This window comes from Arcanobacterium phocae (assembly GCF_018913465.1).
Classification (GTDB): domain Bacteria; phylum Actinomycetota; class Actinomycetes; order Actinomycetales; family Actinomycetaceae; genus Arcanobacterium; species Arcanobacterium phocae_A.
The window spans coordinates 339,476-354,466 of record NZ_JABAPM010000002.1; the positions used below are offsets into that span (position 1 = coordinate 339,476).

Below are 14,991 nucleotides of genomic sequence, written 5' to 3' on the forward strand. Positions count from 1 at the left end.
TTCAACCCGCGTTAACAGCAACGAGCTTGCACATTCCGTTCGGCTTCGTCAGCGCGTGCACGCCAAAACTCGCGCTCGCTCATCGGCTCATGATCAGGATGCTCCCGGCGATGACGTTCAACATAGGCATCGTAGGCGCCCTCTCCCGTCATAGCTCGCCATAAATACCGAACGTGCTCATATCGATCCCAGAATTTCTGGTAGAACTCTGACATGGTTGCCCTGCTTCCTATTAACGATCAGTATGTTTCATAGTGGCAGGCACTTGGCCCGCCAGCATTTGTTCAGTGGGAGCGTGGTTTTGCGCCCGGGATAAGATTCGGATCGCCAACCTGCTCGTATTCGACCACAAGTTTCTTTTCAAGTGCGGTCGCAACTAAGTTAGTTGGCGCAAAGAAGTTCGACTCCTGGTACGGATCTTCACTGTGAGCAAATTGTCCGGACTTGATAGTAGAGATAATCCGAACTGCAGCCATAACAATTACGAAAGCTACCGCGACAACGAAGATAATCGACAGTGTTCCTCGAATAAAGGTGTTACGAATGACTGCAGCATTATCTTCAATTGCTACTGGATCAGTGAGTGTTTCAGCTTTTGCGACAGCATCACGCCATTGCTGGAAGTAGCCGATTTTTGCGTCGGTGGAGAAAATCTTCTGATAGGACGCAGTAAAGGTTACCGCTACATCAAATGCGAATGGAATGAGTGGAATCCAAAGATACTTGATAAACCCTTTGCGTGCCACCACCACAGTGCACAGCAGCAACGCAATTGCAGCGATGAGCTGGTTAGCAATGCCGAACAGCGGGAACAGGGTTTGGATACCACCACGCGGATCGGTGACGCCCATTAGCAGAAGTGAACCCCACGCAGCTACGACGAGCGCAGTTGCAATCCAGGCTCCTACGTTCCAATTTGGGTCCTTAAACTTTGGCATTACTGATCCCAGTGCTTCGGAGACTTGGAAACGTGCCACCCGGGTTACTGCATCAACGGCCGAAAGAATGAACAAAGCTTCGAACATGATCGCGAAGTGGTACCAGAAACCCATCATCCCTTTGCCACCACCAACTTGATGCAGAATATGCGCCATCGAAACAGCCAATGTTGGCGCACCACCGGTTCGAGAAACGACCGACGGCTCCCCAACATCCTTGGCGACTGCCTTGAACGCGTCAGCGCCAGTGACAGTAACTTCATTCCCCTGGCTGTCTTCGGTTTCCCACTGCGGCTCGATTCTTCCGCCTTCAACGTTCGTAACGCCCAAGTTCCCTACAGCAACTGCAGTGATTTCTTCACGGTCTCCGTCGTACTGCTGAACAATCGCGGTCCCAGCGAGCTTATCGACGGTTCCTGCGGACGTGTTCATTCCGAAGTAGATACCTTGGTTGAGCGAAGCAGCCGCGGCTAGAGCCATGATAGCGACGAACGACTCCATCAGCATTCCGCCGTATCCGATCATGCGAACTTGGGATTCTTTCTGGACCATTTTTGGTGTGGTTCCAGAGGACACAGTTGCGTGCATACCAGATAGGGCGCCACATGCGATGGTGATAAAGAGGAATGGGAAAAGCTCGCCCGCGAATACTGGGCCATCAGTGTTCGTTGCAAATTCAGTTACGGCTGGCATTTCTAAGATGGGGCGCACGACGACGATGCCCAACGCTAAAATGGCGATAGTGCCAACTTTCATGAAGGTAGACAGATAATCACGTGGCGTAAGTAGCATCCACACCGGAAGAACGGCAGCGAAGAAGCCATAAATAACCATCGCTATAACTAACGTGGTCGGGCTCAAATGGAGCCATTCACCGATCGGCGACTCAGCAACATAACGGCCGGAAATAATGCACAAAATCAGACCAAAACAACCAGCAATGGACACCTGAGTGATTTTTCCTGGTTGAACAAAACGCAACCACAAGCCCATCGCAATGGCGAGTGGAATCGTCATACCGACAGAGAATACGCCCCATGGCGATTCCGCGAGTGCATTAACACACACCATTGCTAGCACTGCGAGAACAATCATTAGCATGACGAGCACGATGACTGTTGCAACGGCGCCACCAATTTTGCCAATTTCATCTTGCGCCATCTTGCCGAGTGAACGGCCACCACGTCGCATAGAAAAGAATAATACGAGCATGTCTTGAACTGCTCCAGCAATAAGGACACCGAAAATAATCCATAAGGTTCCCGGCAGATATCCCATCTGGGCAGCGAGTACTGGCCCAACTAGTGGCCCTGCACCAGCGATAGCAGCAAAATGGTGTCCGTAGAGGACCACCCGGTTGGTCGGATCAAAATCTCGACCGTTGTTGATACGCTCAGCCGGGGTGGCATTCGTATCATCTGGAATCATTATTTTGCGTTGGATATAGAGCGCATAGAACCGGTACCCGATGGCGTAGGTACACAGTGCAGTTATAACGAACCAGATCGAATTAACTTCCTCGCCGCGGATAATAGCGAGCATGGTCCATCCGAGCGCTCCTAGGATGGAAATTCCTATCCATAAAGCTATTTTGACAGGCGTCCATTTCTGGTGTGGCTTGACGCCGACTGGTACACCGTCTTTATTTCTGAGAATGTACTTTTCTTCCTCCGCGGTGTAAACCGGGGTGGCCGGAGCAGACATCTGTGTCCTCCAAACTAATCTTAAACTGACATAAAAGTCACGACGGCGTGCGCTCACGTATGTTTGCGACATACCAATTGCAACGTCGTGCGTTGTTAGTTTAAACGTATTTCAGTTTGCGACACAGGGTACTCTAGTCCTATTTTTATTTATTCCTTATTAACACAAGGAAAACTAGAACTGAGATATTTTTCTATCCCTGCTTGCTCTCTATTTCGGATCAGTTATGCCATCTGGAACGATCCAAAAATCACACTCGCCCGAGCCTTCAGCAATAGTGTGTTTCCGATAAAGATTCCCATGCGCCAATTCGACATTCTTATAATCCATTGCACAAAACAGTGGCGTATACCCATCGAATCCATTGTCGTGAAAGAACTGAGCAATCGGGCAGATCGTGAAGCGATACGATAATCCGTCGACATGGTGAGTGTTGAAGTCAAAATCCCAGTTTCCCGGGTAGACATCTCTCCTCTTTTCAATCCATTCCGCATGCCTATGTATCCCCCGCCGAAACGCATTGAAATGCCACGGCTTATTAAGATTGATCATTCCCAAGTATCGGCGTATCAATCGATCCTCATAAAACTCATCTATTATCTTTTTCATTTCATCTTTTTTAATGAGACTCCTATTTCCAGCATGAAATGAAAAGAACGCCAGCACCATATACAGATTGCTCGACATAGGACTTCGATAGCCAATGTCTTCTGCTCTACCAAGGAGATTTTTATATGCCTTGCGAGCATTATTCATAATTTCTTTAGATTCCGCTTGCGAATAGCGCTTCTTCAACGACTTTCGCACGTAATGAGAGACAACGAGCCACGGCGTTGCACGATACTTCATCATAGAAATCACCTTCAATTAGGTTAGTGTCACCTAAGTTAATCGTAATACGCGAGCGCTTATCTGGGTACCTCCAACTTACTTATGCCGAATCTTACAACCCTTGAATATATAGCCATTTCCACACGTATCGTTTTGAGAAAAAACATTTTGAGAATTATTCTTATATCTATTGAGAATTATTCTTAGCTATCGATAAGGGGTACCGTGAAGCGACTAATAGCTGGCATTATGGCGTTAGCGCTGCTGAGCGGTTGTTCCTCACCTACCTCATCGCAAGAGCACCATGTAGTCGCTTCGACCCCATTTTTGGCTGACATCACCCGCAATGTTGCCGGTGACCGCCTAGATGTAGTTCCTCTCGTCCCGCCGGGACGTGATCCACATACCTACGAGGCAACTTTTTCCACTATTCGCTCCATTGCTTACGCGGATCTAGCAATCACAAATCAGCTACTCCTTGAAGACGCCGCGTTAATGGATTCCCTCCACGCAAATCTCCCCAAAGACTCACGGATTGTTGCGTTGGGCGACGAAGCTGTTCCTTTCGGCGCTTACCACATTCCTCTCGTTGAAGATGTTTCTCTATCCACTGCCTGGCTCGGTTTACGAGTCGATGGTGCAGGTGGCTCGCAAGACTCTGTCACTTTCACTGCGCAGGATTTTGACGGCCCAGCAAAAATGGCGGCATTTACCACTGGCACATTTGGGCAAGCTAATGCCTGGCTCAACACCTCCGATGGCATATCTGATGCAGACAAACTAGCGTTGCCAACTAATGCGCACACACACATGTCATGGGCATTTTCCCGTCCCGGAGTTTACCACTTAACTCTTGGCGCAGCCCTCACTACTACGGATTCCAAAACTGATTTAGGCGCTAGTACCGTCACGTTCGCCGTTGGCGTTGATCCGGCATCCGTGGCAGAAAAAATGAAAGACGACGACGGACAACCTGCTCGCGTTATCAATTCTGGTCATCTGGATATTACTGCTTCACTGCAGGGCGGACTATCGTTGCGGGGTGAAGACGCGTCCGGCACATCGTTCGTTACCGATCCGGCCTCCGCAGTTATTGCAGTTCCGCATTCAACCGCTACTAAGATTCCACAGAAAGGCAACTGGCGTTTTATTGGCAAGCCAGGCGACGATGTGTGGATCTTGGCCCAAGCAGTTATCGGAAAGCACGTACACGGTGAAATCGATCCCCACATGTGGCTAGACGTACGCAACACCATGGCCTATGTTGACGTTATCGCAGAAGCGTTAGCAACATACGATCCAGCCGGTAAAGCTACCTACCTTGCCAACGCCACCGAATATAAGGATAAATTAGCTAAACTCGATCGCTGGATGCGCCTGACCTTAGCCGGCATACCAGAAAATCAACGCCGTCTTGTCACCAGCCACGACGGCTACGGATACTTTGCCAAAGGCTACGGGCTTGAAGTTGCCGGATACGTCTCCCCTAATCCATCCCTAGAACCGTCCACTCGCGATCTTGCAAACCTTTCTGCCACTCTCGCAGCTTTGCGCGTTCCCGCAGTTTTTGCTGAGTTGGGCGGCTCTGGCCAGTCCCCGGCACTGAAGAACCTAGCACGCGCAAACAATATCGATATCTGTTCAATTACTGGAGACGTCGTCCAAGACGGCCAAACCTATATTGACCTCATGACTAACCTCACCACAACGGTAACCACATGTCTGAACCCTGGCGCTTTGCCACCATGGCCAGCAGACCTAGATATTCCAAAGGTAGAACAATGAAAAACCGAATCACTGCGATCCTTACCGCAACATTTTTAGCTGCCACAGTCTCTGTCCCGGCTTTCGCTACCACAGATTCTTCAGAAGCAGATCCAGCACTAACCCAGCGCGTAGATGCTAACGAAAACATTGCGCCAGCTGGTGAGGCTGTGGAACGCAGCGCCGGGCACATTGATCTAGGTCCGAAACTGATCGATAGCCAGTGGGAACTCATGGCACGCGATGACACCGAGCCAACACCAGTGTGGCGTCATGTCTCCGATATGATCTACCGCGTTTCTGACCAAGGTATCTTGGCTGTCCCGGAGGATGACACATATTCCTTTATCAAGCCAAGTGGCGACAAAGTTTGGGTAGTCCCACAGCAAGAAATCCCAGACGTCGTCTGGCTAGGATGGAACACCCAAGATCCAGCGGTAGCAGATAACGTTAATGGAACCGTCACCTTGACCTACGGCGGACACGATGGGCCAGGACAATTCAATGTCTTCGTCCAAGCTGGAAACTTCGGTGCTCCGCAAGTGCTGTGGACGTCAGACAAGAAAGAACAGCAACCCATCGACGTCGATCTTCACTCTCACACTCACGCCAACTGGGTATTTACCGAACCAGGGATTCATCGCGTCACGCTCACCGCAGCCGCAACGCTCAAAGATGGCTCCACAGTTTCGGACACCCAAATACTGACTTTTGCAGTAGGAACTGACACCGACGCTACGAACGCACTGGCAGAAACAGCGGCAAAGGCTGATTCAGCAGCAACCTCAACTGACGCAACAAAAGAGTCGACTTCGGACGATCAGCAACCAACTGCACAAGAGCCAGCATCCAACGAGGCTACTTCTTCAGTCCTCCCTCTAGTTGCCGGAATCGGCGGAGCTATCATCGTGATTGCACTCATCGCAGTCGCCGTTGTTAAGCGCAAAGAATCCGCCACAAAGAAGGAAGCGAAGGACGAACTGTGACGGCACTGTTACAGGTATCGGACGTGAGCGTTCGCCTCGGCGGCCGCAACGTGTTACATGACGTCAGTTTCGACGTCGAAGCCGGCCAACTCATCGGCCTCATCGGTCCTAACGGTGCCGGAAAAACAACGCTGATGCGAGCCATAAACGGGCTAATCCCAACCTCGGGCGGAACTATTACCCGGCATGCGAAACTTGGCTATGTCCCACAGTCACGCCAGATTGAATGGGACTATCCGATGTCGCTCGAACAGCTCGTTGCCACGTCGTTTATTCCACATCGCCGCTGGTACTCACGCCTAGGCAAAGCCCAATGGCAAGCTGTTTATCAGGCGCTAGAAACCGTTGGCTTAGCAGAATACTCCGAGCGTGCGCTCGCCGAACTTTCTGGTGGCCAAAAACAGCGGCTTCTGGTCGCGCGTGCCCTCGTTACTCAGCCATCGTTACTCCTGCTCGACGAGCCATTCACTGGTCTTGATCATCCCAACCAGGATTCCTTGACTGACCTATTCACCTCATTGGCAGAGCAGGGCGTCGGTATCATCATGTCCACCCACGATTTGCCAGGTGCTGTTGATATGTGCAGTCATCTGCTCATGCTCAATCGCTCGATTCGAGCGTACGGAACTCCAGCAGAACTACGCGATCCACAACTGTGGATGGATACCTACAGCGTGCGCGCTGATTCTTCATTGCTTAAAAGTTTAGGACTGGCATGAACCTCATAGATTTCCTTAACGACCTCACCAATCCAGCTTTGAGCTTTCTACCGCGCGCTTTGGTGGTAGCGATTTTAGCTTCGATCGTGTGCGGAGTGGCCGGAACACACGTCATTCTACGCGGTATGTCTTTCGTGGGAGATGCCCTCTCCCACGCAGTTTTCCCTGGCATAGCAGCTGCCTTCGCGCTCCAAGGCTCGATTCTGTTAGGCGGTGCGCTAGCCGGAATTATCGTCACGCTACTCATTACCCTGTTTTCACAACATCGCCGATTGAAGGAAGATTCGATTATTGGCGTCTTCTTTGCCGCCGCCTTTGCCCTCGGCCTTGTTATCATGTCGCGTATCCCCGGCTATACCGGATCATTAGAGTCATTCCTTTTCGGTTCGCTCAATGGATCGACCGATTCCGACATGTTAGCAGTAGCTGGCCTAGGATTCTTAATCATCGCGATTTTGGCTTTCTACCATCGCAAACTGGTAGCAGTAAGCGTTGATCGCGACTACGCGACAAGCCTTGGTATTTCCACGTTGGTCGCTGATCTCGTGGTCTATCTTTCGGTAGCAGCCGCAGTTGTTATCTCAGTTCAGACCATCGGCAATATTCTTGTCCTTGCGCTCCTCATTACACCGGCAGCAGCAGCCCGAATGCTTACCGATCGAGTCGCCGCCATGATGATTATTTCGCCAGCAATCGGTTCTCTAGGAGCATTTCTGGGAATCTGGGCATCATGGGCATGGGACGTACCCACTGGAGCCACGATCGTCCTGATCCTTACGGCGATATTCGTCGTCGTCTGGTTATTTGCTCCACAACGAGGCGTTGTTACTAGCTGGCTACGCGCAACTCGTAAGTGACAACGTCCAACTCCACAACTCATTATTGCGTTCAGCTACAACGGTAAGTCGATCATCGTGCCATACTGCATCGCAATAGCCAAATTCTTCTGGACCGAAGTCATACAACACCTCGCTGGAAGTCATATCTATGATGGCACCGTGGTCCCGTCCGGTAAATGAGTGCGGATGGATCAGCATATCGCCAAGTGCTTTGGCGTTACATCCGGGATCTGGCAACGTCTGGTAAGTGAGATCAGAAAAGCCTAGACCAGCTTCGCTATAAGCCACCAAACGCCCGCCTGCTCCCCGGCCTTCAAAACCTTGGATACGAGCATTGAGGATAACGCCCTTGTCTGTTTCCCAAGCAAGCGACGTTTCATCAATCTGATAATGCGGATGGGACACCGGCTCTGACAATGCAATAATGTCGCCATTGCGTACATGCGCAACCCGAACAAATGTCTTACTACCGCGTCGCATAACGTAAGGAATCAACACCGAATCGTCAATCATAATCGTGGATCCCGACGTTGCAAACATTGCGTCTGCTTTGGTTTCTTCATACAGCTCATCACATCGCTGATAGGTTAGCTGTTCCAAATCATCACCATAGGCAATCCACGGCTCTAACCGTGGACCAGCAAAACGTGATGACATATAGCTCACTGGATCAACAACCGAGCTATACGCTACCGTAATTGTTTGTCCATCAGACGCCACGCACGCATCTGAAGATATTGAGTGCTCCGGCAGAAGATAACGCTGAGGACCAGCAAAACCGGCAGTGATATCGGCGTATGCAATTCGATTCGGATTGGGCAAATCTGATGCCATAACCTCGCCGGTAAACCTGCGTCCGCTACCATGTGCTGGCGCTGGACGCTGATCAAAGAAACACAGAATTCTATTGTGAAATGACGTTAGGGCTGGAATACGTACTTCACCAGCATCAATCGGTTGTGCGATGCGAATTGGACCAGATAAGCAGGTAAACATAGCTGAGCTCCCTAGTGCTCCTGGTTTTCGTTTTCCCCGCCTTGTTCGTTACCGGCTGATTGTTCCGAAGGAGCTGGCTGTGCAGGTACTGCCGTACTATCCGAAGTATCGCCTGCTGGCGAATCTGGAATGTTCCGAACTTGATCCGACTGTGCCACTTGGGGTTGTTGCGAGTATTGAAGCGGCTGAGTACTCGTAGGATTGTCACTTACTGCAGCACCATTTGTATTGCGCTGTTCTGAAGGATTAATCACTGTTGCTAAAGCGAGTTCACGTAGTCCGTCGATACCTGCCTGGTCGTCAGCCTTAACCGTGTACTCATAAGAAATGCCATCAAGATCAAAGCCAAAGATTTCAGTTAGCTGGCTAGCCCCATTGATGCGGAAATGATGAGCATTGGTTTGTCCAAAAAGCACATCGTCTAGATACTCGACGTTCATGCCTTCTAAGCTAGGTGACGAGTTGAGATACTCGGCGTATTGTTGAGGATCTGGAGCAACCCCCGAGGTCCCTACCACGCTCAATATGCCTGCTTGCGACTTGCCTTCATTAGCCCAATACCCGATACGGCCGGGGATCTTTGACTTCTGTACAGCGAAATCAGCCGGTAATTCAAGATGAATTGTTGCAGCATCGATTTTAAGCCGTCCGTCAACTACCTCAGAGACAAAGTCCTCCGCCTTTAACGCTCGCTTCAATGTTGTCTCTGACAACGTGGACTCTGGTTCTTTTTCGGCTTGCTTCGTTGCCTGCGTGGGTGCTGGCTTTGGCTGTGGCTCCGGGGTGCTTTGCCCGCAACCGCTCAAAATCAGAGCAACAACAGCAAGAACACCTAGATACTTTCGAGACACATTCTCTCCTTTGGGCGTGGGCAGACTACTGAAGATAGTTTACGACATCAGACATATAAAAATGGCTCTGACATAGCGTCAGAGCCATTTTTATTAGCTTATATCAGTCAAGCAAACCCTTTTGTGCGGCCTTTGCCAAACGGCGCGGGATACGCACCTCGCGGCCACCGGCGAACTTGACGGTCTGAAGCTCAGTGAGCTCAGCCTTCCACTGGGAGCGGCGAGAGCGGGTGTTGCTACGGGACATCTTGCGCTTAGGTACTGCCATGAGTCCAACCGCTCCTTTCATCTACGATTATGATGCTTGGTTATCCAAGCAGACAAGCAATAACTTTAGCACGCTCAGCCGATAAACAGCAGTCCACACCGGCTATTTGTGCGCAGAACCACTGGCTCTATTGCTTGATACACTTGGATGCGATGACTACCTTACACCGTTTACCCGTCGGTACCGAATTACGCTCCGAAATTGAGATCAAACGTTCCCGCTTTATCACGCTGATTCGTCGAGTCGAAACAGTGGAGCAGGCCCGTGGCTTGCTTGTCGATGCGCGCGTTGAGTTTCCAGACGCACGGCACCATTGCAGTGCTTATATTGTCTCAGTTCCGGACGCCCAACCGATACACCATTCGTCCGACGACGGCGAGCCTTCCGGAACTGCCGGTCGCCCGATGCTCGACGTATTAATAGGATCCCAATTAACTGATATTGCAGCGGTGGTTGTACGGTATTTCGGCGGAACGCTTCTTGGCACTGGCGGACTAGTACGAGCCTATTCTGATTCGGTGAAATCTGGCCTTGCGGGAGCTCCCCTGGTTTCCCCTGTCTCGCGGGCTCTCTACACCGTAACGTTGCCACATACTAGCGCCGGAAAGTTCGAAGCAGACGTACGTGCCCGCGGCTACGCCGTCGTTAATACTGAATATGGCGCCGCTGGAGTTACTTTCCAGGTGGCAGTTGACGACGGCGAGACGTTCGCGGTGCTTATTTCAGAGTTCACGCGAGGTCAAGTTCAACCGGAGTTTTCTGGCCGCATAGTTACCGACGAACCAGCGGGACATATGTCACTTTAGCCATGCTCACGGCGAACAGCAGATCAGCTAATTGGCATCAACCCCAGCTTCGCCGTACACTGGAGATGTTTATTTTTCAATAATGATGCTGAGGCGGAAGGAGAACACAAATGACCATGTTCGTTTCACTCTTCACCGCATGTCATTGCACCTGTCTAAAGGGCGTCAAGCTTTAGTTGTGTACCTGCGTGCATGCTTGGCGCTCGAAAGTATGAAACGTAAATTTTAACTAGATAGGAAGCCTCATGCTCTATAACAATGCAACTGAACTTATTGGAAACACCCCGCTGGTACGCATCAATCACCTTACTGGAACCAACGCAACCGTCGCTGCCAAGCTTGAATATTTTAATCCAGCAAACTCAGTCAAAGATCGTATTGCTGTTGCTATCATTGACGCCGCAGAAGCATCTGGTCAACTCAAGCCCGGTGGCACAATCATCGAAGCGACTTCTGGTAACACCGGAATCGGTCTAGCGTGGGTAGGTGCTTCCCGTGGCTACCACGTCATCTTAACTATGCCTGAATCGATGTCCAAAGAACGCCGGGTGTTACTACGTGGTTTCGGAGCTGAGCTTATTTTGACTCCTAAAGGTGACGGCATGCGTGGCGCCGTCGAAGCTGCAGACAAGCTCGTTGCTGAAACCCCCGGAGCTATCAAAGCATCCCAGTTTGCAAATGCTGCTAATCCGCAAAAGCATTACGCAACCACCGGTCCAGAAATCTGGAATGACCTCGATGGAAACGTCGATATTTTTATTGCTGGCATTGGCACCGGCGGAACCATTACCGGCACCGGAAAGTATCTCAAAGAACGCAACCCTAATCTCAAGATCATTGCAGTCGAGCCAAGCGAATCACCACTACTGTCCGAAGGCACTACCGGACCGCACGGTATCCAAGGAATCGGAGCTAACTTTGTGCCGGATGTACTCGATACTCGGCTCTACGACGAAGTACTCCCAGTCTCTACCGAGGACGCATTAGATTTCGCTCGGCGGGCGGCTCATGAAGAAGGGCTCTTGGTAGGTATTTCTTCCGGCGCTGCCCTAGCAGCTGCCGCAACCGTTGCTGCCCGTCCGGAAAATGCCGGTAAGACCATCGCGGTTATCATCCCTGATTTCGGCGAACGGTATATTTCAACACCATTATTCGCCGGTCTAGCAGACTGATTGGACTCCTACTGATGCATGATCATCCGCCATTATTTAAGCAAATGAAAGAAGATATGCAAGCTGTAATCAAACACGATCCGGCAGCGCGTAATCTTCTCGAAGTGTTCCTAGCCTATCCGGGTGTTCATGCCGTGTGGGGTTACCGCATTGCCCACCGCATGTGGGGCCATAATTGGCTCAAAACGCCAGCACGAATCTTCGCTCAAGGGGTCCGCACATTTACCGGGATCGAAATACATCCGGGAGCTGAACTTGGCCGCAGACTATTTATTGATCACGGCATGGGCGTGGTTATTGGCGAAACTGCTGAGGTGGGCGACGACGTCGTTATCTTCCATGGAACCACGCTCGGCGGGGTCTCGATGTCCGAAGGCAAACGCCACCCCACCGTCGGTGACCGCGTAGTGATCGGGTCTGGCGCAAAAGTCCTCGGACCAATCACAATTGGAGACGATGTTGCTATCGGCGCAAATGCTGTGGTTGTTAAGGATGTTCCAGCCGGAAACACCGCCGTTGGAATCCCCGCAAAAAATCGGCCTGCCAAAGACAAAACAGAAACCGGTGAGCAGCTCGATCCGGCGATGTGGATCTAGGTACGTTAATGCCCCCGATTATCGGGGGCATTAATCATTTTACTTTTCGTAATCAGCCATCATGTCAATTCGTGACTGATGCCGAGACTCTGGATCAAACCCAGTGCTTAAGAAAATATCAACGAAACGCGTCGCTTCTTCTAAAGAATGCTGCCGAGCGCCAATCGAAATCACGTTTGCGTTATTGTGCTCGCGCGCTAACGATGCAATCTCGTCATTCCATACCAGCGCGGCTCGCACGCCAGCAACCTTATTAGCTGCCATCTGTTCCCCGTTGCCAGAACCGCCAATAACGATTCCCAGCGACCCCGGATCCGCAACAACCGCTTCGCCAGCAGCAAAACACACTGGCGGGTAGGCATCCATTTTGTCGTAGGTTTCGTAGCCGTGGTCAGTGACGTCATGGCCCTGTCCACGCAGATGCTCGATAAGATGGGCTTTCAATTCAAAACCGGCATGATCTGCCGCAATATGTACTCGCATGTACACTAGTCTACCCACATCCGGTAGGCTTATTCCATGAGTATTGATACCACAACACAACAAGTGACCGATGCGCTCAACGCTTCGGTTCGCCCACAAGATGATCTTTTCCGCTTTGTCAACGGCACTTGGATCGAATCGACACAGATTCCTGCTGATCAAGCTTCTGCCGGTTCTTTCATTGATCTACGCAACCAAGCAGAAGAAGATGTTCGTACGATCATCACCGATCTTGCTCAGTCAGGCTCGGACGATCCGGATGCGGCAAAGATTGGCGCGCTCTACAACTCATTTATGAACGAAAGCGTCATCAACGGACTTGGCGCTACCCCACTAGATCCCGATCTACAATTGCTTGATTCCGCACTTACTAAAGCGGATCTGGAGATGGCCATTGCTCAGTTTTATTCCACTGGCGTTGGCGCACCATTTGGGATTGAGATAGACGCTGATCGTAACGATCCGGATCGCTATATTCCATGGGCGTATCAGTCCGGTCTTGGCCTGCCGGATGAGGCCTTCTATCATGCTGATGAGTATGCCTCTATTCTGGACGCCTACCGAACTTTCATTCCTACTTTATACTCACTTGCAACTGGCACCAACGATGTCGAAGCTAAAGAAGCAGCCACCCAGATTCTTGCTGTTGAAACTGCCATCGCGTCTCACCACTTCACCGTTGTTGAATCGCGCGACGCCGAGCTAACCAACAATGTCATGGAGTACGACGATTTCACCGCGCTCACCGGCAACTTCGGACTAAAAGCCATTTTGACCGCGCTCGGTATCACTGCTGAAAACGCCCCACAGATTCTCTGTATGACGCCACGTGCTTTCACTGGATTGGGCGAGGTCTGGGAATCGTTCGACGTCGATACACTCCGCACCTATCTGCGTTGGCACCTGATTCTGGCACGTGCTCCATACCTAGCAGATGACATCTCGGCCGCGAATTTTGCATTCTACGGCACCGTGCTCTCCGGTCAGGAAGTTCAGCGCGACCGCTGGAAGCGCGGTGTAGTTTTGGTCAACGGCGGTCTAGGTGAAGCCGTTGGAAAGATCTATGTTGCAAAACACTTCCCGCCAGAGAACAAGGCCAAGATGGAACAGCTTGTTGCTGATCTACTTGCCGCTTACCGCGAGTCAATTTCTACCTTGGACTGGATGACCGACGAAACCCGCGAGCGCGCACTAGCCAAGCTTGCCACCTTCACGCCAAAGATCGGGTACCCGGTAAAGTGGAAAGATTATTCTGCACTGGAGATCTCTGAAGACGATCTACTCGGCAATATTCGGGCGGTTTCAAAGTTCGAGTTTGACGAGAATATCGCGCGGTTGGGTAAGCCTGTTGACCGCGACGAATGGCATATGACACCGCAAACGGTTAACGCCTACTACAACCCAGTCATGAACGAGATCGTGTTCCCAGCCGCGATTTTACAACCGCCGTTCTTCGACGCCGAAGCTGATCCGGCCTGGAATTATGGCGGAATCGGTGCCGTTATTGGACACGAAATTGGGCATGGCTTCGACGACCAGGGTTCAAAGTACGACGGTAGTGGCCGATTGAACAACTGGTGGACCGAAGATGATCTTACCGAATTCACCAAGCGAACCAAGGCGCTCGTCGATCAGTATTCTGCTTATGTTCCGGCACAGTTCCCGGCTGATTCCCCACACCATGTGAATGGCGAGTTGACCTTGGGCGAAAATATTGGCGATTTAGGCGGTCTGACGATCGGTCTGAAAGCATACAACATTGCGTGCCAACGTGCCGGTTTAGCGTCGTCGGAACAAGCTCCGGTCTTAGCTGGGCTCAGCGGCATTCAGCGCGTTCTTCTCTCCTATGCTCGCATTTGGCAGGAAGTGCGCCGTGATGAACTTATGCTTCAGCGAGTAGCAACTGATCCACATTCGCCGTCGGAATTCCGATGCAACGGCGTTGTCAAGAATGTAGATGCTTTTGCGGAGGCATTCAATGTTCAACCTGGTGACGCGCTCTATCTCGCTCCGGAGGAACGAGTTCGGATCTGGTAAT

15 protein-coding genes are annotated in these 14,991 nt (G+C 51.1%); 8 read left to right on the plus strand and 7 right to left on the minus strand.

Going from position 1 to position 14,991, the window contains the following annotated elements; all coding sequences use genetic code 11:
• Positions 1 to 11: 11 nt before the first annotated feature.
• From KSO86_RS04155 to KSO86_RS04165, 3 genes are all read right to left on the minus strand, one after another.
• The gene (locus KSO86_RS04155; protein ID WP_216379744.1) at positions 12 to 215 is read right to left on the minus strand and encodes a YbdD/YjiX family protein; all 204 of its coding nucleotides are present in this window, start codon (positions 213 to 215) and stop codon (positions 12 to 14) included.
• A 69-nt stretch (positions 216 to 284) separates the two neighbouring features.
• Positions 285 to 2,642: a carbon starvation CstA family protein gene (locus tag KSO86_RS04160; RefSeq protein ID WP_216431849.1), complete on the minus strand. Its 2,358-nt coding sequence runs from the start codon at positions 2,640 to 2,642 to the stop codon at positions 285 to 287.
• A 210-nt stretch (positions 2,643 to 2,852) separates the two neighbouring features.
• Positions 2,853 to 3,494, minus strand: a complete 642-nt coding sequence (locus tag KSO86_RS04165) for an L-2-amino-thiazoline-4-carboxylic acid hydrolase (RefSeq protein WP_216379742.1) — start codon at positions 3,492 to 3,494, stop codon at positions 2,853 to 2,855.
• A 204-nt stretch (positions 3,495 to 3,698) separates the two neighbouring features.
• Here KSO86_RS04165 and KSO86_RS04170 point away from each other — a divergent pair, with 204 nt between their 5' ends.
• From KSO86_RS04170 to KSO86_RS04185, 4 genes are read left to right on the plus strand one after another with little or no spacing between them, the layout of a single operon-like run.
• Positions 3,699 to 5,258 (plus strand): anchored repeat ABC transporter, substrate-binding protein, encoded by a 1,560-nt coding sequence (locus tag KSO86_RS04170; protein WP_366493714.1) that lies wholly within the window; start codon positions 3,699 to 3,701, stop codon positions 5,256 to 5,258.
• Positions 5,255 to 6,223 (plus strand): choice-of-anchor M domain-containing protein, encoded by a 969-nt coding sequence (locus tag KSO86_RS04175; protein ID WP_216430208.1) that lies wholly within the window; start codon positions 5,255 to 5,257, stop codon positions 6,221 to 6,223. The genes KSO86_RS04170 and KSO86_RS04175 overlap by 4 nt, the downstream gene beginning before the upstream one ends.
• Positions 6,220 to 6,942 (plus strand): metal ABC transporter ATP-binding protein, encoded by a 723-nt coding sequence (locus KSO86_RS04180; protein ID WP_091282300.1) that lies wholly within the window; start codon positions 6,220 to 6,222, stop codon positions 6,940 to 6,942. Before KSO86_RS04175 ends, KSO86_RS04180 begins: the two co-directional genes overlap by 4 nt.
• Positions 6,939 to 7,799, plus strand: coding sequence for an anchored repeat-type ABC transporter permease subunit (locus KSO86_RS04185; RefSeq protein WP_216430206.1), 861 nt, complete (start codon positions 6,939 to 6,941; stop codon positions 7,797 to 7,799). The genes KSO86_RS04180 and KSO86_RS04185 overlap by 4 nt, the downstream gene beginning before the upstream one ends.
• Here the strand turns inward: KSO86_RS04185 and KSO86_RS04190 are convergent.
• From KSO86_RS04190 to rpmF, 3 genes are all read right to left on the minus strand, one after another.
• Positions 7,779 to 8,777, minus strand: a complete 999-nt coding sequence (locus tag KSO86_RS04190; RefSeq protein WP_216430204.1) for a sialidase family protein — start codon at positions 8,775 to 8,777, stop codon at positions 7,779 to 7,781. The two genes, KSO86_RS04185 and KSO86_RS04190, sit on opposite strands and share 21 nt — an antisense overlap.
• An 11-nt stretch (positions 8,778 to 8,788) precedes the next feature.
• Complete coding sequence (locus tag KSO86_RS04195) at positions 8,789 to 9,628, minus strand: hypothetical protein (protein ID WP_216431851.1); 840 nt, start codon at positions 9,626 to 9,628, stop codon at positions 8,789 to 8,791.
• A 103-nt stretch (positions 9,629 to 9,731) separates the two neighbouring features.
• Complete coding sequence (rpmF, locus tag KSO86_RS04200; RefSeq protein WP_091282310.1) at positions 9,732 to 9,896, minus strand: 50S ribosomal protein L32; 165 nt, start codon at positions 9,894 to 9,896, stop codon at positions 9,732 to 9,734.
• 152 nt (positions 9,897 to 10,048) lie between these two features.
• Between rpmF and KSO86_RS04205 the strand changes: the two genes are divergently transcribed.
• The 3 genes from KSO86_RS04205 (at position 10,049) to epsC (ending at position 12,470) form a co-directional block, all read left to right on the plus strand.
• Positions 10,049 to 10,702, plus strand: a complete 654-nt coding sequence (locus KSO86_RS04205) for an IMPACT family protein (RefSeq protein WP_216431853.1) — start codon at positions 10,049 to 10,051, stop codon at positions 10,700 to 10,702.
• 245 nt (positions 10,703 to 10,947) lie between these two features.
• A complete protein-coding gene (cysK, locus tag KSO86_RS04210; RefSeq protein ID WP_216430198.1) occupies positions 10,948 to 11,874 on the plus strand; it encodes a cysteine synthase A in 927 nt (308 codons plus the stop codon).
• Between the two features lie 14 nt (positions 11,875 to 11,888).
• Positions 11,889 to 12,470 carry a serine O-acetyltransferase EpsC gene (epsC, locus tag KSO86_RS04215; protein ID WP_216379733.1) on the plus strand — a complete coding sequence of 194 codons (582 nt, stop codon included), beginning with the start codon at positions 11,889 to 11,891 and terminating at the stop codon, positions 12,468 to 12,470.
• Between the two features lie 39 nt (positions 12,471 to 12,509).
• On the opposite strand, the gene KSO86_RS04220 is transcribed toward epsC, so the two are convergent.
• Entirely contained in the window at positions 12,510 to 12,953 is a 444-nt protein-coding gene (locus KSO86_RS04220) for a ribose-5-phosphate isomerase (protein WP_216402833.1), read from the minus strand.
• Positions 12,954 to 12,989: 36 nt separating this feature from the next.
• On the opposite strand from KSO86_RS04220, the gene KSO86_RS04225 reads away from it, so the two are divergent.
• Positions 12,990 to 14,990, plus strand: a complete 2,001-nt coding sequence (locus tag KSO86_RS04225) for a M13 family metallopeptidase (protein WP_216430196.1) — start codon at positions 12,990 to 12,992, stop codon at positions 14,988 to 14,990.
• Position 14,991 lies beyond the last annotated feature (1 nt).